We start from the raw sequence: 17,062 nt of genomic DNA on the forward strand, positions 1-17,062 counted from the left end.
GTCTTAGCGTTGCTGGCGTCGTTTGATAACTCCGACGTTGTTGGCGACGTTCTCGGTCAGCACGCGGAACGCGTCGCCCGTGTCCTCGTCTTCGTCCAGCACGATGGGTCTGCCCTCGTCGCCCCCGGTCCGAACCGACGGGTCGATGGGGACCGAGCCGAGGAACGGCATGTCGTTGTCCTCGGCGAACTTCGCGCCGCCGCCGCGGCCGAAGATGTCGTGTTCGCCGCCGCAGTCAGGGCACTTGAACGTGGACATGTTCTCGGCGATGCCCAGCACCGGCGTGTCGTGTTTGCCGAACATCCGCAGGCCCTTGCGGGCGTCGTCGATGGCGACGTCTTGGGGCGTCGTTACGATGACTGCGCCCGTGACCGGGACGCTCTGGAGGAGCGTGAGCTGCGCGTCGCCGGTGCCGGGCGGGAGGTCAACGACCATGTAGTCGAGGTGGCCCCACTCGACGTCCTCCCAGAGTTGGGTGAGGACCTTGTGGACCATCGGGCCCCGCCAGATGACGGGGTCGTCCTCGCCGACGAGGAAGGCCATGCTCATGAGTTTCACGCCGAACTGCTCGGGCGGAATCATGGTCTCGTCCTCGGTGGCCGTGGGTACCTCGTCGGCGTCCACCATCCGGGGGACGTTCGGGCCGTACACGTCGGCGTCGAAGAGACCGACGCGGGCGCCCAACTGAGAGAGACCGGCCGCGATGTTGACCGCGACGGTCGATTTGCCGACGCCGCCTTTTCCCGAGGCGACCGCGATGATGTTCTCGACGTTCGGCAGGACCTGCTCGTCGGCGGAGACGTCGTCGTCCACGCGGGCCGAGAGGTCGGCGTCGAGACCGTGGTCGCTCAGGACTTCGCGGACTCGGTTGGCGATCTCCGTCTCGTGGGGCGAGTACGGCGCGCCCAGCGCCAGCGAGATGGTCGCTGTGTCGCCTTCGACAGACAGGTCGTTGACGAGACCGAGCGAGACGATGTCGTCGCCGAGGTCCGGGTCTTCGACTTCCCGGAGCAAGTCGCGTACCTCTGATGCGTCCATAGCCGGGGGTACGGGCCGAAGCGTCGATAAGCCTTGTCAACTTCCGAGTCGGGCTCGGCGCGACGGGACAGCGGTCGAAGCCGCCACGTATCCACCGAATACTTAATCGTCAGTGGGTCGTTTCGCGGTGCATGGCAGACCGCGAGACTGCTCCGGTCAGCGTCGGAGAGCGGTACTCGGTCGAAATCGAGGACCTCGGGAGCGAAGGCGACGGCGTGGCTCGCATCGAATCGTTCGTGGTGTTCGTCCCCGGCGCGGACCTCGGGGAGCGAGTCGACATCCGCATCGAGGAGGTCGGCGGAAGTCACGCCGTCGCATCGGTGGTCGAGGAGTCGGAGGTCGAGAACGAGGGGCGGGGCTCCGCAGACGACGGAGAAGCGAGTGAGCGAGGCAAGTCGAGCGAGTAGCGGAACCGAGTCGAACGGCGCGACCGACCGAGTTCGTAACCGAATTCGGTTACAATAGACCGGAAATCGACAGCGGTTTTAAGCACTCGCACGCGAAAGGTCCGAACCATGCTGGAGGACGATTTCGGGCGCGAGGTCTCCGGGGTGCGGGTCTCGCTCACCGACCGGTGTAACTTCGACTGCGTCTACTGCCACAACGAGGGACTGGGCGACACGCGCGGGCCGATGGACCCTCAAGACGACGAGATGAGCGCCGACGAGGTGGTCAGATTTCTGGAGGTCGCCCGCGAGTTCGGCGTCGAGAAGGTGAAGTTCACGGGCGGCGAGCCGATGCTCCGACAGGACCTCGAAGAGATTATCCGGCGGACGCCCGACGGGATGGAGGTCTCGATGACGACCAACGGGACCTTCCTGCCGGGGCGCGCGCCCGACCTCGTAGACGCCGGACTGGAGCGCGTGAACGTCTCCCAAGACGCGCTCGACCCCGAGGCGTTCGCCGAGGTCACCCAGAGCGGAGCCTACGACAAGGTCATCGAGGGCGTCGAGGCCGCGCTCGACGCCGGTCTCGACCCGGTGAAGCTCAACATGGTCGTGTTCGAGCACACCGCGGGCTACGTCGAGGAGATGGTCGAACACGTCGCGGAGAATGCCGGTCTCCAGCTCCAACTCATCCAGTACATGCCCGAACTCACCGGCAAGCCCGAGTGGAACATCGACATCCAGCGCGTCCACGACTGGCTGGCCGACATCGCCGAGGAGGTCGAGACCCGCGAGATGCACCACCGGAATCGCTACTGGGTCGGCGGGACCGCCGACGACCCCGAGGGCGGGATGGTCGAAATCGTGGACCCCGTCGAGAACCCCCAGTTCTGCGCGAACTGCCACCGCGTGCGCGTCACGCACGAAGGATACCTCAAGGGGTGTCTGAACCGCAACGACGACCTCCGGTCGATGGGCGAGATGACCCGCGACGAGATTCGAGAGACGTTCCGGGAGACGGTCACGAATCGGGTGCCGTACTACGGCGAGTACATGGTGCGGGGCGACGACGGCGAGTGGGAGATCAACGACGAGTACGTCAACAACGTCGAAGCGTAGTCGTCGCGTCCGACAGGTCGTCCTCCCGACCGGTTCCCGTTTTTCACGCGCGCTGGCGCGACGCGGACGTCGCGCCAGCGCGCCGAGCGCGAAACAAAATAATCCTGTCACGTACTAACTCGGACGCGTCTGACATCTCTCGCTCGGTCGCATCCGATGTCAGATGCGACCGACCTACTGCGGCCCGCACGCTTAACCGCAATTCCGACGAACCCCGAGACATGACCGAGCACGAACTGGCCGAACGACTGGGGGCCGCCGAGGTGGGCGACCACGTGACGGTGGACCTCGCGGACGGCACCTCCTTCGAGGGACCGGCGAGTCCGATCGACTACGTGCCCGACGAGTCGCTCCGCGTCGAAGTCCGGCCCGAGGGCGGCACGACCGAGCGATACGAACTCCGCGCCGAGTACGACGGGGAGTGGAGCGACCTGTCGGTCCGACACGTGGACATCGCCGACGGCGACGCGGAGTGGGAACCGCTGGGGGACGTCGAGCGCATCGAGGTCCGGGCCGACGACGAGGAGTGGGAGTGGGGTCCCTCGTAGCGACGACGAGGCGAAGGTGGTACTGCGAGCGTCCGAGAGGGGTGAGACGCCGGGACGAGGAGCCGGCGTTTCGTTGTATTTATATATGGCCGCCCAGTACGTTGAGTTGCAAACCTGTAGGGGCGCCGGGTCCCGAGTCCGAGAGGGCGACAGTGAATGCAAGCGTGTCGAGGTAGCCTAGTCTGGCCCACGGCGCAGGGTTGCTAACTCTGTGGCGTCAAGCCTCGAGGGTTCGAATCCCTCCCTCGACGCTTTCCAGTATCCAAACCATGAGTACGGAAGAACCACAGGAGGAAGACGAGGACCTCCGCTATTTCGTCCGCATCGGGCAAACCGACCTCGATGGGACGAAGTCCGTCGAACGATCCCTCAGCGAACTGAACGGGATCGGTCGCCGAGCGGCGCGGATTATCGCCGACAAATCCGGCGTAGACCGCACGGCGACGTTCGGACGCCTCGAAGACGACGAGATCGACTCCGTCGTCGAGGCCGTCGAGAACTTCGCCGACGAGGTCCCTGAATGGCTCGCGAACCACCGCAACGAGTACTTCTCCGGCGAGACGACCCACCAGACGGGCAACGACCTGAACATGACCCGTCGGCAGGACATCAACCGGATGAAGATGATCGACTCGTACAAGGGCGTCCGCCACAAGCGTGGCCAGAAGGTCCGCGGACAGCGCACCCGTTCGACGGGGCGTACCGAGGGCACCATCGGCGTCAACGTCGAGGAGATCAAAGAGGAGCAGGCCGCCGAAGAGGCCGCCGAAGAGGGTGGTGAAGAATAATGGCGCTCGGACAGAACACCAAGTTCTACGAGACGCCGAACCACCCGTATCAGGGCGAGCGCATCTCCGAAGAGCGCAGTCTGCTCGACCGTTACGGCCTGCAGAACAAGGAAGAACTCTGGCGCGCGCAGTCGAAGCTTCGCGGCTACCGCCGCGAGGCCCGGAACATCCTCGCGCAGCGAGCGCAGGGTGACACCGAGGCGACCGAGGGCGAAGAGTTCGTCACGGCGCTCCAGCGAATCGGCGTCCTCGACGAGGGCGACGAGCTGGACGACGTGCTGCTGCTCGACGTGACCGACGTGCTGGAGCGCCGCCTCCAGACGGTCGCCTACCGCAAAGGTCTGGGCAACACGCCGAATCAGGCCCGTCAGTTCGTCGTCCACGGACACGTCACCGTGGACGGCCAGCGCGTGCAGGCTCCCTCGTACAAGGTCGAAGTGGCCGAGGAGTCCACTGTCCAGTTCGAGGAGAACAGTCCGCTGTCGGACGAACTCCATCCCGAACGAGCGGAGGGTAACGAATGAGCGCAAACGACGACGAGAAATGGGGCGTAGCCCACGTTCACGCATCGTTCAACAACACCATCATCACGGTCACTGACCTGACCGGTGCCGAGACTATCGCCAAATCCAGCGGCGGGACGGTCGTCAAGCAGAACCGCGACGAGTCCTCGCCGTACGCCGCGATGCAGATGGCCGAGACGGTCGCCGAGGAAGTCAAGGCGGCGGGAATCGAGGGCGTTCACGTCAACGTGCGCGGTCCCGGCGGGAATCTCCAGCAGAACCCCGGACCGGGTGCGCAGGCGACGATTCGAGCCCTGGCTCGCGCCGGACTCGAAATCGGTCGCATCGAGGACGTGACCCCGATTCCGCACGACGGCACCCGTGCCCCCAAGGGCAAGAGTGGATTCTAACCCATGACAGAAGACTACGAGGTTGAGTTCATCGAACGCGGGGACCGACAGTCGCGGTTCCTCGTTCGAGGCGTGACCCCGGCGTTCGCCAACGGGATTCGCCGCGCCATCATCGCGGACGTGCCGACGCTGTCTATCGACACGGTCCGGATGGTCGAGAACTCGTCGGTGATGTTCGACGAGCAGATCGGTCTGCGGCTCGGTCTCGTCCCCCTCAGCACGCCGCTCGGCGAGTTCGAGGAGGGCGACACCGTCACGCTCAGCCTCGACGTCTCGGGTCCGGGGACCGCCTACTCCGGCGACCTCGTGAGTTCCGACGGGATGGTCCAGCCGGCCGACGACAACGTCCCCATCATCGACTTGAAGGACGACCAGCGGCTCGAACTCGAAGCCGACGCCGTCCTCTCGACGGGGAAGGACCACGCCAAACATCAGGGCGGCGTGGCCGTCGGCTACCGACACCTCCAGCGCGTGGAGGTCGTCGGGGACCGCGACGAGTACGACGAGGAAGAAGAGACCCGAATCCTCCGCGGTGTAATAGAGGACGACGGCGAACTCGTCTCTACCGAGGAGTTCGACCACGACCTCACGAACCGGTACCCCGGCAAGGAGATCGAGGTCCACGACGTGGACAACGCGTTCGTCTTCCACGTCGAGACCGACGGGTCGCTGTCCATCGACGAACTCGTCACGGAAGCGGCCGCCTCGATTAGCGACCGCGCGGACGAACTCGAACAAGCTGTACAACTGTAGAACCATGCAGGGCACTTCAGACCACGTTTCGGCGCTTGCCCGTCTCGGCCAGCGACGCAATCGCAAGCCGGGAGCGCGATTCGGAAGTCAGACCGAAAGTGGTTTGAAGGGCCACCCACAACACACTGTTGCCCGCGACGGGCTGCACGTGTGTTCTACGTGCAGGGATAGCCAAGTCAGGCCAACGGCGCAGCGTTCAGGGCGCTGTCTCGTAGGAGTCCGCAGGTTCAAATCCTGCTCCCTGCACTGCAATTTTCATTCCCATCAGGAGGAAGTATTATGAGCAAGACGAATCCGAGGCTCACCAGTCTCATCGCTGATCTGAAGTCGGAGTCCCGCGATTCGGACGCCGACGTGTGGAGTACTGTTGCGGACCGCCTCGAGAAGCCCCGGAGCACCTACGCGGAAGTCAACCTCGGTCGCATCGAGCGATACGCCGAGGAGGACGAGACCGTCATCGTGCCCGGCAAGGTTCTCGGGAGTGGAGTCCTGCAGAAGACCGTCACCGTCGCCGCCGTGGACTTCTCGTCCACCGCGGAGACGAAGATTCAGCAAGCGGACGGTGAGGCTCTCGATCTCGAACAGGCGATAGAACAGAACCCCGAGGGCTCGAACGTACGGGTGATCCGATGAGTCTCGCAGAATTCGACGCAGACGTCGTAGTGGACGCTCGCGACTGCATCCTCGGTCGCGTGGCGAGTCAGGTCGCACAGCGTGCCCTCGACGGCGAGCGCGTCGCGGTGGTCAACGCCGAGGACGCGGTCATCACGGGACGCGAGGAAGACGTGATGGAGACCTACGAGAAGCGCGCGGAACTGGGTTCGGACAGCGGTCCGTACTACCCCAAGCGCCCCGACATGATCTTCAAGCGGACCATCCGCGGGATGGTTCCCTACAAGGAGGACCGCGGTCGGGAAGCCTTCGAGAACGTCCGCGTCTACGTCGGGAACCCCCACGACGAGGACGGAAAGGTCCTCGACGGGACCTCGCTGGACCGACTCTCGAACATTCGTTTCGTCCAGTTGGGCGAAATCAGCAAGAATCTGGGTGCTAACGTCACATGGTAACCAACACGAGTGGCAAGAAGAAGACGGCCATCGCCCGCGCCACCGTCACGGAAGGCGAGGGGCGAGTGCGAATCAACTCCCAGCCCGTCGAGCTGGTCGAACCGGAGACGGCACAGCTGAAGATGCTGGAGCCGTTCCGCATCGCCGGCGACGACGCCCGCGACGGCGTGGACGTGGAGGTATCCGTGCAGGGCGGCGGCATCAGCGGACAGGCCGACGCGGTCCGGACCGCCATCGCGCGCGGTCTGGTGCAGTACACCAACGACGCCGAGTTGCGCGACGCGTTCATCGAGTTCGACCGGTCGCTGCTGGTCAACGACTCGCGGCGTTCCGAACCGAAGAAGTGGGGCGGCCCCGGCGCTCGCGCCCGCTACCAGAAATCCTACCGCTGATTACCATGACAGGAAACCCGCGGTCCACGACGGAGGCACGATAACCCATGATGGTACCAGTCCGCTGTTTCACGTGCGGTATGGTCGTCGGGGAGTACTGGGAAGAGTTCAAAGCACGGTCGGCGACGAAGGAGGGCGACGAGAACCCCGAGAAGGTCCTCGACGAACTCGGCGTCGAACGACAGTGCTGTCGCCGAATGCTCGTCTCGCACAAGGACCTCGTCGATATCGTCGCTCCCTACCAGTAATGGCTCAGCAACGCTACTCCCGCTACGAGAAGGCTCGCATCATCGGGGCGCGCGCCCTGCAAGTGTCGTACGGCGCGCCCGTGCTGACCGACACCGAAGAGACCGAGCCGATACTCATCGCGGCCGACGAGTACGACGCCGGCGTCCTGCCGTTCACGGTTCGCCGAGGTGAGCGATGACCCTCGTCAGCGAGATTCGGCTCCGACAGGTGCTGGACTCTCGAGGCAATCGAACCGTCGAGGCCGACGTCGTCACCGAAAGCGGCGGCTTCGGCCGCGCGGCGGCCCCGAGCGGGGCCTCGACCGGCGAGTACGAGGCCATCGAACTCGACCCGAGTGAGGCCATCGCCAGCGCCCGCGAACACGCCGTTCCGCGACTGGAGGGCAAGGTCTTCGTCGGCGACCAGCGCGACGTGGACCGGACGCTCCGGGCGGCCGACGGCACGGACGACTTCTCGGAGATCGGTGCCAACAGCGCGGTCGCAATCAGTATGGCCGCCTCGAAGGCGGCCGCCGACGTGACCGGCGCACCGCTCTACCAGCATCTCGGCGGCGCGTTCCGCGGCGAGGAGTTCCCGACGCCGCTCGGTAACGTCATCGGCGGCGGCGAACACGCCGCGGACGCGACCGCGATTCAGGAGTTCCTCGCGGTACCCGTCGGCGCGCCGAGCGTCCAAGACGCGGTGTTCGCCAACGCCGCGGTCCATCAGGAGGTCCACGACCTGCTGGCCGAGCGCGACATCGCCGCCGGGAAAGGCGACGAGGGCGCGTGGGCACCGTCCATCGAGGACGACGAGGCCTTCGAACTGATGGCCGAAGCGACCGACGCGGTGGCCGACGAGGTCGGCTTCGACATCAAGTTCGGTCTCGACGTCGCTGGCGCGGAGATGTACGACGAGGACGACGAGGAGTACGTCTACCGCGAGACGACTCGCTCGACCGACGAGCAGATCGAGTACATCGCCGACCTCGTCGAGGAGTACGAACTCGCGTACGTCGAAGACCCGCTGGACGAGGACGACTATTCGGGCTTCGCGGAGCTGACCGAGAAGGTCGGCGACCGGACGCTCGTTTGCGGTGACGACCTGTTCGTCACCAACGTCGAGCGACTGGCGACGGGCATCGAGCAGGGCGCTGGCAACAGCATCTTGGTCAAGCCCAACCAGATCGGCACGCTCAGCGACGCCGTCGACGCGGTCGAACTCGCCGTCGAGAACGGCTACGAGCCGGTCATCTCCCACCGGAGCGGAGAGACCGAGGACACGACCATCGCACACCTCGCCGTGGCGACCGGTGCCCCGTACATCAAGACGGGCGCGGTCGGCGGCGAGCGAACCGCCAAGCTCAACGAACTCATTCGTATCGAGCAAAACGTATCACGACTATGAGCGAAAACGACCCCGAACAGGTAGACGACGAAGGCCTCGACGCCGCAGAATCGGAGATCGACCCAGAACCCGAGGGCGAATCCGGTGCGGAACCGTCGGTCGACCCCGACGAGGACGTTGCAGCCGAGGCTGACGACGACGAAACGACCGAAGACGAGGGACCGAACCTCGACGAGAACGTCATGGAGAACCAAGAGGAGGCCGACCTCCTCATCCCCGTCGAGGACTACCTCGGCGCTGGCGTTCACATCGGTACCCAGCAGAAGACCCAGGACATGGAGCGGTTCATCCACCGCGTCCGAACCGACGGGCTGTACGTCCTCGACGTGTCGAAGACTGACGGCCGCATCCGCACGGCCGCGGACTTCCTGTCGAACTACAGTCCCGAGCAGATTCTGGTCACCTCTTCGCGCCAGTACGGCCGCTTCCCCGCCGAGAAGTTCGCGGACGCGGTCGGCGCGCGCGCCCGGACCGGCCGGTTCATCCCCGGCACGCTGACCAACCCCAAGTACGACGGCTACATCGAGCCGGACGTGCTGGTCGTCACCGACCCCATCGGCGACGCCCAAGCGGTCAAGGAAGCCATCACGGTCGGCATCCCGGTCATCGCCATGTGCGACTCCAACAACAACACCAGCAACGTGGACCTCGTGGTCCCGACGAACAACAAGGGTCGCAAGGCGCTGTCGGTCGTCTACTGGCTGCTGGCCAACGAGACGCTCGACCGCCGCGGTGCCGAACCCGCCTACTCGCTCGACGACTTCGAGAGCGACATTTAAGCTCGCTGGATTTCGCGTTTTCGGAAGACGGACCTTTTCTGTGACGTTCGTTCGAAGAGCGGCGACGTTCCCTGCGTCCGCGTTCCGACGGCGACGCCGCTATCGTTCTCGGGGGTCTAACGCGTAGTAGAGTATCGTGAGCGTGAGACCCATCCCTATCGCGCCGCCGATGGCGAACTCCCCGAAGAAGCTCCCGACGAGCAGATAGCTACAGAAGGCGAGGCCACCCGTCAACACTGCGTACCCGGTCCGAGAGAGACTCCTCGTCCACCCGTCGAGACGCCGGTACCAACGTCGTAACCGAGTCACGTGTGGTCGTACGGATGCATTTCGTTTAATTCCGCGGTGACGCGACCGGAGTCGAGTCCGAGGGTCCGCACGAGTCTCGGACGAGAGCAGCGAGCAGGCCGGCCAACGGAAGCGAAGCTACTCTTCGAGGCAGTCTTCGAGCGGTTCGATGATTTCGTCGGCGACCGAGTAGGGGTCGGTCTCGCGGTCGAGGACCTGCTGGGCGAACGCCTCGATGCCGTCCTGCCGCTCGATTTCGGACTCTAAAAGCGTCCCCACGTCGTCGCGGAGCAGGTTTCGAATCTCCTCGGCGTAGCGCATCCGGGCCTTCTCCTCGAGGAGGCCCGAGGCGTCGAGGTAGTCGGCGTGGTCCGCGAGCGTCCCGACCAGTTCTTCGACGCCCTCGCCGTCCTTGGCGACCGTCTCCACGATTGTGGGCTCCCAGCTCTCGGTTTCGTCCTCGTCGTCCGCGTCGGCGTCGGACTCCTCGTCCGCGCCGCGGCCGCCGGTCGCGCCCGCGCCGTGGTGGCCGGTTGCGAGGTTGGCCGTGTTGTCCTGTTGCATGTGGACCATCTCTCGCAGCTCTTGGACCGTGCGGTCCGCGCCGTCGAGGTCGGCCTTGTTGACGACGAACACGTCGGCGATTTCGAGGATACCCGCCTTGAGCATCTGCACGTCGTCGCCGCTCCCCGGCGGGACCAACACGGCGACCGTGTCGGCGGACTTCACGATGTCTATCTCGTTCTGCCCCGCACCGACCGTCTCGATGATGATCTTGTCCTTGCCGAACGCGTCGAGGGCCTTCACCGCGTCCGTGGTCGCGGTCGAGAGACCGCCCAGCGTCCCGCGGGCGGACATCGACCGGAAGAACACGTCCATGTCGCCGACGTTGCTCGCCATCCGGATGCGGTCGCCCAGCACGGCACCGCCGGTGAACGGCGAGGAGGGGTCCACCGCGATGACCCCGACCGTCTCGCCCCGCTCGCGGTAGTAGTTGGCCATCTTGTCCACGAGCGTCGATTTGCCCGCGCCGGGGCTCCCCGTGATACCGATTACGTCCGCGTCGCCGGTGTGTTGGTGGAGTTGCGAGACCAAATCGCGGTAGCCCGGCGCGCGGTTCTCGATTTTGGTGATGGTGCGGGCCAGCGCGCGGTGTTTGCCCGCCAGCAACTCCTCGACCAGTTCGGCGTAGTCCGAGTCGGCGCTCATCGCTTCGGGGCGTTCTCGCGGACGAACTCGATGGTCTCCTCCATCGGCGTGCCGGGACCGAACACCTCGGCGACGCCCAACTCCTTGAGTTCGGCCTTGTCGTCGTCGGGGACGACTCCGCCGACGAGGATGAGAGTGTCCTCGAAGGCGTCGTACTCTTTCAGGCCGTCGATGATCTTGGGGACGAGCGTGTTGTGGGCACCCGAGAGGATGGAGATGCCGAGGACGTTCACGTCCTCTTGGACGGCGGCCTGCACGATTTCGTCGGGGGCGTTGTGGAGACCCGAGTAGATGACCTCGAAGCCGGCGTCGCGGAACGCCCGCGCGATGACGTGCGCGCCGCGGTCGTGACCGTCGAGTCCGACTTTTGCGACGAGACAGCGAATCGACTGCTGTTCCTGATCTGCGCTCATGGGTGTCAATTCTTGCCGTCAGACTTTGACCCTTACGGAAACTTCACTGAAAGTTCATTTGGGTTCGTGAAAGCGTGGTTGCCGTGCCGGCGTGGACTCCTCGGTCGCGTCACGGGGCGGTACCGTTCACACTCACCGTCGGCGACGGTGAGACGCTACCCAGTCGAGCGGACGATGCACCGGTCGCTACCCGGTCGAGCGCGAAAGAAAAATTCGGTTCTGAAGTGGAGTGGCGAGTTATCCGAAGAGTTCGCCGAGACCTTCGCCGCTGGCGTCCTCGTCCTCGTCGTCGTCGTCGCCCTCGTCTTCGGCGGCCTCTTCCTCTTCGTCGCCGCCCTCGTCGGCGGACTCTTCGTCGGCACCGCCCTCGGCGGCGCCACCGGCGGCACCGCCCGCGCCGCCCGCGGGCACGGCCGCAGCCTGCTCGACTGCCTCGTCGATGTCGACGTCCTCCAGCGCGGCGACGAGCGCCTTGACGCGGGATTCCTCGACATCGACGCCGGCGGCGTCGAGGACGTTGGTGAGGTTGTCTTCGTTGATTTCTTCGCCCGATTCGTTCAGGATGAGTGCAGCGTAAACGTATTCCATTGTTAGTAGTTGAGTGGTTGGTTATCCGAACATCGCGCCGAGCGCGTCGCCGCCGTCGTCGTCGTCTTCCTCCTCGTCGTCTTCGGCGTCGGCGTCCTCGGTCTCGGTGTCGGATTCGGTTTCTTCGTCGGTCGATTCCTCGTCGGCGGCACCTGCGGCGGGAGCCTCCACGTCAGACAGCCCCTCGGGCAGTGCCTCCTCGTCGTCGATCTGCGCGGCGAGCGCGCGAACCTGTCCATCCGCCTTGCTCACGAGATCCGGCACGACGTCCGGACTCTCGATTTCGGCCTGCAGACCGAGGCTCTTTGCCTCGCCCTCGGCCTTCTGGACGAGCGCCGGCGTGGTCTGGGCGGTCGGGTAGACCGCGTTGACCGAGAGGTTGCGGGCGCGGGCCGCGGCGGCCTCGACGTCGGCGCGGTACTCCTCGACGTCGATGGCCAGTTCGTCGGCCTCGAACAGGACGCCGTCGGAGAACACGCCTTTGAGGTCCAGCCCCACTTCCTTCGGCTCCATGCCGAGTTCCGCGAGGACGTTGGCGACCTCTTCGGACACCTCGTCGCCTTCCTCGGCGACGACGCTGTCCTCGGTGACGTGGATGGACCCTTCCATGATGCGTGCGGCGGCACCGATGGACTGGAGTTCGCCCACGAACGGACCCGGGTCGACGCCCGTGTCACCCTCGGGGATGAGGATGTCGTTGGGCGCGACCTCGCCGGCTCCGATGGGTGCCGGACTCTTCGAGGCTTCGAGTTCCTGATACAGGCCGAACGGGTTGTCGTTCGTGCCGATGAGTCCGACCTCGCCGGAGACGTACTGTTTCAGCTCTTCGATGCCCTCGTCCACTTCGTCGAGGGCGCGTTCGAGCAGCGTGTTCCGGCTGATGCGGAGTTCGGCGCTCCCGTGGAGGTTACGCCGCATCGTCTGAAGCTGGCGCGACGGGATGCCCGTCACGTTGACGATGCCGACGCTGCTGTACCCTTCGATGAGGTCCACGATGTCGTCGACCTCTTCTTGCTTCCACTGGGGAATAGTTTCGGTCTTACGTTCGGCTTCGGCCGACATGTTAGGCTACCTCCACGGACGGTCCCATCGTGGTCTTGACGTAGACGTTGTCGATGTTGAGCGGACCCTTCTCCAAGTTGGAGTGAAGTCGCCGGAGGATAACGTCGATGTTGTCCGAGATATCCTCCGCGCTCATGTCCTCCGCGCCGACGCGGGTGTGGAAGGTCCGCCGGTCGCCGCTCCGAAGCTGGACCGTGTTCTTCATCCGGTTGACCACTTCGACCACGTCGTCGTCGGGCTGAAGCGGTTCCGGCATCTTCCCTCGCGGACCGAGGATAGTACCGAGATACCGACCGATGTCTTGCATCATCGACGCTTCGGCGATGAAGAAGTCGGTCTCGTCGGCGAGGTCCTTCGCCTCGTCGTCGTCGTCGCCGAGGTCTTCCAGTTCGTCGGCGTCGAAGACCTCGTCGGCGACGTCTTCGGCGCGCAGGGCGGTCTCGCCCTCCGCGAACACGACGATCTTCGTCTCCTGTCCGGTACCGGACGGCAGGACGATACTTTCGTCTACGCGGTTCGACGGTTCGTTCAAATCGAGATCGCGCAAGTTGATCGCGAGGTCCACCGTTTCGCGGAAGTTCCGCTCGGGTGCATCCTCGAGTGCGCGAGAGACTGCTTGCTCTATCTCCTGATCTGCCATTGTTCACCTCCGTAGTACGCAGGACGCTCCTACGGGTTTTCAGTGACACAGGCTACGCCTGTCTCGGTCGAAACGAGGGTCATGAATAACTTAAACCCGTCGAAGCACTGCGAGCGCCGACGTGACGCCCCGTCGGGGCCGTAACTCGTTACTCCGGGCGAACCGAACCCTCGGCGTGGTCGAACCGACCTCTCCTTCGACGCTCGTGACGGCGGTCGCAGTCGCCCTCGCGGTCGTTCACCTGTTCGCAGGTCGCCTCCGTCTGCGAGCGATTCCGCGAAGCGTCTGGCTCTCGGGTGCCGGGGGCGTCTCCGTGGCGTACGTCTTCGTCCACCTCCTGCCGGAGTTAGAGGAGCGCCAGCACGCGTTCGCCGGCGGCGTCGTCGGCTTCCTCGAACACCACGTCTACCTGCTCGCACTGGTCGGATTCGCCGCGTTCTACGGTCTCGAACACGCCGCCCGACGGTCGCGCGACCGGGACGGCGGCGAGGTCGCCGGCGCGGAGACCGCCACTTCGCCGGGCGTCTTCTGGCTCCACGTCGGGTCGTTCGCGGCGTACAACGCGCTCGTCGGCTACCTGCTCGTCCATCGCGAGGAGGCCGGGCTGGCGAGCCTCGGCTTCTTCGCGGTGGCGATGGCGCTCCACTTCCTCGTCAACGACCACGGACTCCGCGACCACCACCGCGCGGCGTACGACCGCGTCGGCCGGTGGCTCCTCGCTGGCGGCGTCCTCGTCGGGTTCGCGGTCGGGTGGGCGACCGCGGTGGAGGAGACGCTGGTCTCCGCGCTGTTCGCGTTCCTCGCCGGCGGGGTCGTCCTCAACGTCGTCAAGGAGGAACTGCCCGAGGAGCGCCGGAGCAACTTCTGGGCGTTCGGCGCCGGGTCGGCGGCGTACGCGGCGCTGTTGCTCCTCGTCTGACGGGTCGCTCGCCGAGACCGACCCGCCTTCGCCGCGGGCGATTTCTCGGCCAGCCGGAAGCTTTACGCCGTGTTCGTCCTAATTTCGCCACCGTGGACAGCGTCGAACTCAGCACCGTCGTCTACGTGCCGCCCGAGGAAGCCTACGACTTCTTGGTCGATTTTCCGGGCTACGCGAACTACTCGAAGCACCTCGAACGAGTCGAGCGCCACGGCGACGGCGGTCCCGGCACGGAGTACGACATCCACCTCCAGTGGTGGAAACTGAACTACGTCGTCCGCTCGGAGGTGACGGAGTTCGACCGCCCCGAGCGAATCGGCTGGCGCATCACCAAGGACCTCCACGCGCACGGGGAGTGGCTGGTCGAACCCGACCCCGACCTGGACGCCACGCCGGCGGACCGCGAAAGCGCCTCGCGAGTCCGTCTCGTCATCGAGTTCGACGCCGACTCGGCGAGTTCCGACATGTTGGACTTGCCGCGACTCGTCTCGCTCGACTGGGTCATCGACAAGGTGAAACCCCTCGTCCTGAAGGAGGCCGAGCGCGTGGTCGAACGCATCGTGGCGGACCTCGAAGGCGAGCGCCGCGAAGTCGAGTTGACGCTCCACGAGTCGCCCGACACGGTGTAACGTCGAAAAATCGGAAAAGCGAATTCGGAGCGATGACGTCCTATTCGACCTGTCCGTAGTCGCCGCCGTACTTCATGAAGAAGTACGCGAGACCGAGCGTGAACACCAGCGCCGCGGTCGTGGCGATGCCGAGGGTCTTCGCGCTGCTCGGGATGGCCGGCCCACCGCCGCCGCTCGACGCACCGCCCTCTTGGACGGTGATGCTAGCGGTCATTCCGGCGGTCTCGTGAGGCTGGCAGTAGTACTCGTAGGTTCCGGTGGCCTGGAACGTGTGGGAGTACTCGTGACCCGTGTTGTACGTCTTGCTCGGTGGGCCGTCGGTGCCCTGCCAGCTCGCAGCCTCGGGCTGGCTGCTCACTACGATGTTGTGGTTGTCCGACTCCCAGACCCAGTTCACCGTCGTTCCGGGAGCGATGGTCAACTCGGCGGGCTCGAACACGAGGCTTCCGCCGGGACCGACGAGGACTTCTTGGCTTCCGCCGCCACCGCCGCTTCCTTCTTGGCTCTCGGCAGCGGCCGTTCCGGCCGCACCCGCGGCCGCTGCGGTACCCGTGGCGGCCCGCATGAACCCGCGCCGCGTGACCGACTCGCTTCCTTCCGTGCTCATACTCGGGGCTAGCGGTGGCGGGTACTCTATACTTTCGATACCGACCCACCTTTTTTCGTCGTCGAGTGTCCTCGCTTGCTCCCTGCCGTCGCTCGCTGTGGGCACCACTCCTCGAACAAATGTGGATCAAAAAAGGGCCGCTCGCTCCTCGCGTCGCGCGGCGCTCGCGGTAGGATTGCTGGCGAGTCGGTGGAAAGACGTTCCGAGCGTGAGAATCGAGAGGGTCGGACTCGCACTACAGGCTGTAGTCGTGGTCGCCGGTCTCGGTGTCGAGGAACGCCGTCAGGAGGTCGATTGTCGCCTCCACGTCGGCGTGGTGGACGCTCTCGGTGACGGTGTGCAGGTAGCGCGTCGGGACCGAAATCGCGCCGACCGGCTTCGCGCCGTGGGTGTTCTGGAACCCCGAGGTGTCGGTCGCGCCAGAGGGAAGCACCTCCAGTTGGTGGTCGATACCTCGGTCCTCGGCGACCGAGCGCATCCGGCGGTGGACCTTCGGGGTCGTTACGACGCTGGAGTCTTTGAGCTTTATCGCTGCGCCGTCGCCCAGTTCTGTGACGTACTTGCCTTCGTCCTCGCTGACCGCGGGCACGTCGTTGGCGACGGTCACGTCGAGCGCGACCGCGAGGTTCGGGTCGAGGTCCACCCCGAGGGCGGGCGCGCCCCGGACGCCTAACTCCTCTTGGACCGTCGCGCAGAAGTGAATCGTCACGTCGGGGTCCTCGATTCGCGTCGCGGCTTCGAGCATGGCGAACAGACACACCCGGTCGTCCAGCGCCTTGCCGGTCACGTTGTCGCCGATTCGCTCGGTCGTCTGCTCCATGCTCACGAGGTCGCCGACCGAGACGCGCTCCTCGACTTCCTTGGCGGGCAGTCCGAGGTCGATGGTCACGTCTTCGACGGAGAACTCCTCGCCGTCGCCCTTGACGTGGGTCGGAACCGACCCGATGACGCCGGTCAGGTCCTCGTCCTCGGCGTGGACGGTCACGCGCTGAGCGCGGAGGACGTCGGGGTCCCACCCGCCGAGCGTGTCGATGCGGAGGAAGCCGTCCTCGGTGACGTGCTTCACCATGAAGCCGATCTCGTCCATGTGGGCGGCGACGACGACCGAGTAGTCGGCGTCGCCCTCCACGGTCCCGACGACGTTGCCCATCGCGTCGGTGCGAACCGAGTCGGCGACGCCCTCGAACTCCCGGCGCACGAGGTCTCGAATCCGGTCCTCGTAGCCGGGCACGCCGCTGGTCTCGGTGAGTTCGCGCAGGAGTTCGAAGTCGAAGTTCATGCCGTAGAGT

25 protein-coding genes and 2 tRNA genes are annotated in these 17,062 nt (G+C 65.4%); 18 read left to right on the forward strand and 9 right to left on the reverse strand.

Annotated elements, in window-relative coordinates:
- Positions 1 to 3: 3 nt before the first annotated feature.
- Positions 4 to 1,038, reverse strand: coding sequence for an Mrp/NBP35 family ATP-binding protein (locus M0R88_RS13530; RefSeq protein WP_248654028.1), 1,035 nt, complete (start codon positions 1,036 to 1,038; stop codon positions 4 to 6).
- A 131-nt stretch (positions 1,039 to 1,169) separates the two neighbouring features.
- Between M0R88_RS13530 and M0R88_RS13535 the strand changes: the two genes are divergently transcribed.
- The 16 genes from M0R88_RS13535 to rpsB all read left to right on the forward strand — a co-directional run bounded on the left by M0R88_RS13535 (position 1,170) and on the right by rpsB (position 9,418).
- Positions 1,170 to 1,445 carry a TRAM domain-containing RNA chaperone gene (locus tag M0R88_RS13535; protein ID WP_248654029.1) on the forward strand — a complete coding sequence of 92 codons (276 nt, stop codon included), beginning with the start codon at positions 1,170 to 1,172 and terminating at the stop codon, positions 1,443 to 1,445.
- Between the two features lie 108 nt (positions 1,446 to 1,553).
- Positions 1,554 to 2,543: a GTP 3',8-cyclase MoaA gene (gene moaA, locus M0R88_RS13540; RefSeq protein WP_248654030.1), complete on the forward strand. Its 990-nt coding sequence runs from the start codon at positions 1,554 to 1,556 to the stop codon at positions 2,541 to 2,543.
- A 221-nt stretch (positions 2,544 to 2,764) separates the two neighbouring features.
- Positions 2,765 to 3,091, forward strand: coding sequence for a hypothetical protein (locus tag M0R88_RS13545; protein WP_248654031.1), 327 nt, complete (start codon positions 2,765 to 2,767; stop codon positions 3,089 to 3,091).
- Positions 3,092 to 3,257: 166 nt separating this feature from the next.
- Positions 3,258 to 3,342, forward strand: a tRNA-Ser gene (locus tag M0R88_RS13550).
- Between the two features lie 18 nt (positions 3,343 to 3,360).
- Positions 3,361 to 3,879 carry a 30S ribosomal protein S13 gene (locus M0R88_RS13555; RefSeq protein WP_248654032.1) on the forward strand — a complete coding sequence of 173 codons (519 nt, stop codon included), beginning with the start codon at positions 3,361 to 3,363 and terminating at the stop codon, positions 3,877 to 3,879.
- On the forward strand, positions 3,879 to 4,403 hold the full coding sequence (locus tag M0R88_RS13560; protein ID WP_248654033.1) for a 30S ribosomal protein S4: 525 nt from the start codon (positions 3,879 to 3,881) through the stop codon (positions 4,401 to 4,403). The genes M0R88_RS13555 and M0R88_RS13560 overlap by 1 nt, the downstream gene beginning before the upstream one ends.
- A complete protein-coding gene (locus M0R88_RS13565; RefSeq protein ID WP_135826728.1) occupies positions 4,400 to 4,792 on the forward strand; it encodes a 30S ribosomal protein S11 in 393 nt (130 codons plus the stop codon). The genes M0R88_RS13560 and M0R88_RS13565 overlap by 4 nt, the downstream gene beginning before the upstream one ends.
- A gap of 3 nt (positions 4,793 to 4,795) precedes the next feature.
- Entirely contained in the window at positions 4,796 to 5,545 is a 750-nt protein-coding gene (locus M0R88_RS13570) for a DNA-directed RNA polymerase subunit D (protein ID WP_248654034.1), read from the forward strand.
- A gap of 161 nt (positions 5,546 to 5,706) precedes the next feature.
- Positions 5,707 to 5,791 (forward strand) — tRNA-Leu (locus M0R88_RS13575).
- 33 nt (positions 5,792 to 5,824) lie between these two features.
- Positions 5,825 to 6,178 (forward strand): 50S ribosomal protein L18e, encoded by a 354-nt coding sequence (locus M0R88_RS13580; RefSeq protein ID WP_248654035.1) that lies wholly within the window; start codon positions 5,825 to 5,827, stop codon positions 6,176 to 6,178.
- Positions 6,175 to 6,612 (forward strand): 50S ribosomal protein L13, encoded by a 438-nt coding sequence (locus M0R88_RS13585; RefSeq protein ID WP_248654036.1) that lies wholly within the window; start codon positions 6,175 to 6,177, stop codon positions 6,610 to 6,612. The genes M0R88_RS13580 and M0R88_RS13585 overlap by 4 nt, the downstream gene beginning before the upstream one ends.
- Positions 6,606 to 7,004 carry a 30S ribosomal protein S9 gene (locus M0R88_RS13590; RefSeq protein ID WP_248654037.1) on the forward strand — a complete coding sequence of 133 codons (399 nt, stop codon included), beginning with the start codon at positions 6,606 to 6,608 and terminating at the stop codon, positions 7,002 to 7,004. The genes M0R88_RS13585 and M0R88_RS13590 overlap by 7 nt, the downstream gene beginning before the upstream one ends.
- A 47-nt stretch (positions 7,005 to 7,051) precedes the next feature.
- A complete protein-coding gene (locus M0R88_RS13595) occupies positions 7,052 to 7,252 on the forward strand; it encodes a DNA-directed RNA polymerase subunit N (protein WP_248654038.1) in 201 nt (66 codons plus the stop codon).
- A complete protein-coding gene (locus M0R88_RS13600; protein ID WP_248654039.1) occupies positions 7,252 to 7,431 on the forward strand; it encodes a DNA-directed RNA polymerase subunit K in 180 nt (59 codons plus the stop codon). Before M0R88_RS13595 ends, M0R88_RS13600 begins: the two co-directional genes overlap by 1 nt.
- A complete protein-coding gene (gene eno, locus M0R88_RS13605) occupies positions 7,428 to 8,639 on the forward strand; it encodes a phosphopyruvate hydratase (RefSeq protein ID WP_248654040.1) in 1,212 nt (403 codons plus the stop codon). Before M0R88_RS13600 ends, eno begins: the two co-directional genes overlap by 4 nt.
- Positions 8,636 to 9,418 (forward strand): 30S ribosomal protein S2, encoded by a 783-nt coding sequence (gene rpsB / locus M0R88_RS13610; protein ID WP_248654041.1) that lies wholly within the window; start codon positions 8,636 to 8,638, stop codon positions 9,416 to 9,418. The genes eno and rpsB overlap by 4 nt, the downstream gene beginning before the upstream one ends.
- A gap of 99 nt (positions 9,419 to 9,517) precedes the next feature.
- Here the strand turns inward: rpsB and M0R88_RS13615 are convergent, their stop codons facing one another.
- From M0R88_RS13615 to M0R88_RS13640, 6 genes are all read right to left on the reverse strand, one after another.
- Entirely contained in the window at positions 9,518 to 9,655 is a 138-nt protein-coding gene (locus M0R88_RS13615) for a hypothetical protein (protein WP_248654042.1), read from the reverse strand.
- 189 nt (positions 9,656 to 9,844) lie between these two features.
- Positions 9,845 to 10,915, reverse strand: coding sequence for a methylmalonyl Co-A mutase-associated GTPase MeaB (gene meaB, locus M0R88_RS13620; RefSeq protein ID WP_248654043.1), 1,071 nt, complete (start codon positions 10,913 to 10,915; stop codon positions 9,845 to 9,847).
- Complete coding sequence (locus tag M0R88_RS13625) at positions 10,912 to 11,328, reverse strand: cobalamin B12-binding domain-containing protein (RefSeq protein ID WP_248654044.1); 417 nt, start codon at positions 11,326 to 11,328, stop codon at positions 10,912 to 10,914. Before M0R88_RS13625 ends, meaB begins: the two co-directional genes overlap by 4 nt.
- 237 nt (positions 11,329 to 11,565) lie before the next feature.
- The gene (gene rpl12p, locus M0R88_RS13630) at positions 11,566 to 11,916 is read right to left on the reverse strand and encodes a 50S ribosomal protein P1 (RefSeq protein ID WP_248654045.1); all 351 of its coding nucleotides are present in this window, start codon (positions 11,914 to 11,916) and stop codon (positions 11,566 to 11,568) included.
- A gap of 21 nt (positions 11,917 to 11,937) precedes the next feature.
- Entirely contained in the window at positions 11,938 to 12,978 is a 1,041-nt protein-coding gene (locus M0R88_RS13635) for a 50S ribosomal protein L10 (protein ID WP_248654046.1), read from the reverse strand.
- 1 nt (position 12,979) lies between these two features.
- Positions 12,980 to 13,618, reverse strand: coding sequence for a 50S ribosomal protein L1 (locus M0R88_RS13640; RefSeq protein WP_248654047.1), 639 nt, complete (start codon positions 13,616 to 13,618; stop codon positions 12,980 to 12,982).
- Between the two features lie 175 nt (positions 13,619 to 13,793).
- Between M0R88_RS13640 and M0R88_RS13645 the strand changes: the two genes are divergently transcribed.
- Positions 13,794 to 14,537 (forward strand): hypothetical protein, encoded by a 744-nt coding sequence (locus M0R88_RS13645; RefSeq protein WP_248654048.1) that lies wholly within the window; start codon positions 13,794 to 13,796, stop codon positions 14,535 to 14,537.
- 92 nt (positions 14,538 to 14,629) lie between these two features.
- Complete coding sequence (locus M0R88_RS13650; RefSeq protein ID WP_248654049.1) at positions 14,630 to 15,166, forward strand: SRPBCC family protein; 537 nt, start codon at positions 14,630 to 14,632, stop codon at positions 15,164 to 15,166.
- A 40-nt stretch (positions 15,167 to 15,206) separates the two neighbouring features.
- Here M0R88_RS13650 and M0R88_RS13655 read toward each other — a convergent pair whose 3' ends face one another.
- Positions 15,207 to 15,773, reverse strand: a complete 567-nt coding sequence (locus M0R88_RS13655; RefSeq protein WP_248654050.1) for a plastocyanin/azurin family copper-binding protein — start codon at positions 15,771 to 15,773, stop codon at positions 15,207 to 15,209.
- A 235-nt stretch (positions 15,774 to 16,008) separates the two neighbouring features.
- Positions 16,009 to 17,052, reverse strand: a complete 1,044-nt coding sequence (locus tag M0R88_RS13660; RefSeq protein ID WP_248654051.1) for a M42 family metallopeptidase — start codon at positions 17,050 to 17,052, stop codon at positions 16,009 to 16,011.
- Positions 17,053 to 17,062 lie beyond the last annotated feature (10 nt).

The organism is Halorussus gelatinilyticus, assembly GCF_023238445.1.
Classification (GTDB): Archaea; Halobacteriota; Halobacteria; order Halobacteriales; family Haladaptataceae; genus Halorussus; species Halorussus gelatinilyticus.

What these genes read in the sequence shown, in the direction of transcription:
- M0R88_RS13530 (WP_248654028.1), bottom strand. Translation starts at nt 1,038, where the DNA reads ATGGACGCATCAGAGGTACGCGACTTGCTCCGGGAAGTCGAAGACCCG.
- M0R88_RS13535 (WP_248654029.1), top strand. Translation starts at nt 1,170, where the DNA reads ATGGCAGACCGCGAGACTGCTCCGGTCAGCGTCGGAGAGCGGTACTCG.
- moaA (WP_248654030.1), top strand. Translation starts at nt 1,554, where the DNA reads ATGCTGGAGGACGATTTCGGGCGCGAGGTCTCCGGGGTGCGGGTCTCG.
- M0R88_RS13545 (WP_248654031.1), top strand. Translation starts at nt 2,765, where the DNA reads ATGACCGAGCACGAACTGGCCGAACGACTGGGGGCCGCCGAGGTGGGC.
- M0R88_RS13555 (WP_248654032.1), top strand. Translation starts at nt 3,361, where the DNA reads ATGAGTACGGAAGAACCACAGGAGGAAGACGAGGACCTCCGCTATTTC.
- M0R88_RS13560 (WP_248654033.1), top strand. Translation starts at nt 3,879, where the DNA reads ATGGCGCTCGGACAGAACACCAAGTTCTACGAGACGCCGAACCACCCG.
- M0R88_RS13565 (WP_135826728.1), top strand. Translation starts at nt 4,400, where the DNA reads ATGAGCGCAAACGACGACGAGAAATGGGGCGTAGCCCACGTTCACGCA.
- M0R88_RS13570 (WP_248654034.1), top strand. Translation starts at nt 4,796, where the DNA reads ATGACAGAAGACTACGAGGTTGAGTTCATCGAACGCGGGGACCGACAG.
- M0R88_RS13580 (WP_248654035.1), top strand. Translation starts at nt 5,825, where the DNA reads ATGAGCAAGACGAATCCGAGGCTCACCAGTCTCATCGCTGATCTGAAG.
- M0R88_RS13585 (WP_248654036.1), top strand. Translation starts at nt 6,175, where the DNA reads ATGAGTCTCGCAGAATTCGACGCAGACGTCGTAGTGGACGCTCGCGAC.
- M0R88_RS13590 (WP_248654037.1), top strand. Translation starts at nt 6,606, where the DNA reads ATGGTAACCAACACGAGTGGCAAGAAGAAGACGGCCATCGCCCGCGCC.
- M0R88_RS13595 (WP_248654038.1), top strand. Translation starts at nt 7,052, where the DNA reads ATGATGGTACCAGTCCGCTGTTTCACGTGCGGTATGGTCGTCGGGGAG.
- M0R88_RS13600 (WP_248654039.1), top strand. Translation starts at nt 7,252, where the DNA reads ATGGCTCAGCAACGCTACTCCCGCTACGAGAAGGCTCGCATCATCGGG.
- eno (WP_248654040.1), top strand. Translation starts at nt 7,428, where the DNA reads ATGACCCTCGTCAGCGAGATTCGGCTCCGACAGGTGCTGGACTCTCGA.
- rpsB (WP_248654041.1), top strand. Translation starts at nt 8,636, where the DNA reads ATGAGCGAAAACGACCCCGAACAGGTAGACGACGAAGGCCTCGACGCC.
- meaB (WP_248654043.1), bottom strand. Translation starts at nt 10,915, where the DNA reads ATGAGCGCCGACTCGGACTACGCCGAACTGGTCGAGGAGTTGCTGGCG.
- M0R88_RS13625 (WP_248654044.1), bottom strand. Translation starts at nt 11,328, where the DNA reads ATGAGCGCAGATCAGGAACAGCAGTCGATTCGCTGTCTCGTCGCAAAA.
- rpl12p (WP_248654045.1), bottom strand. Translation starts at nt 11,916, where the DNA reads ATGGAATACGTTTACGCTGCACTCATCCTGAACGAATCGGGCGAAGAA.
- M0R88_RS13635 (WP_248654046.1), bottom strand. Translation starts at nt 12,978, where the DNA reads ATGTCGGCCGAAGCCGAACGTAAGACCGAAACTATTCCCCAGTGGAAG.
- M0R88_RS13640 (WP_248654047.1), bottom strand. Translation starts at nt 13,618, where the DNA reads ATGGCAGATCAGGAGATAGAGCAAGCAGTCTCTCGCGCACTCGAGGAT.
- M0R88_RS13655 (WP_248654050.1), bottom strand. Translation starts at nt 15,773, where the DNA reads ATGAGCACGGAAGGAAGCGAGTCGGTCACGCGGCGCGGGTTCATGCGG.
- M0R88_RS13660 (WP_248654051.1), bottom strand. Translation starts at nt 17,052, where the DNA reads ATGAACTTCGACTTCGAACTCCTGCGCGAACTCACCGAGACCAGCGGC.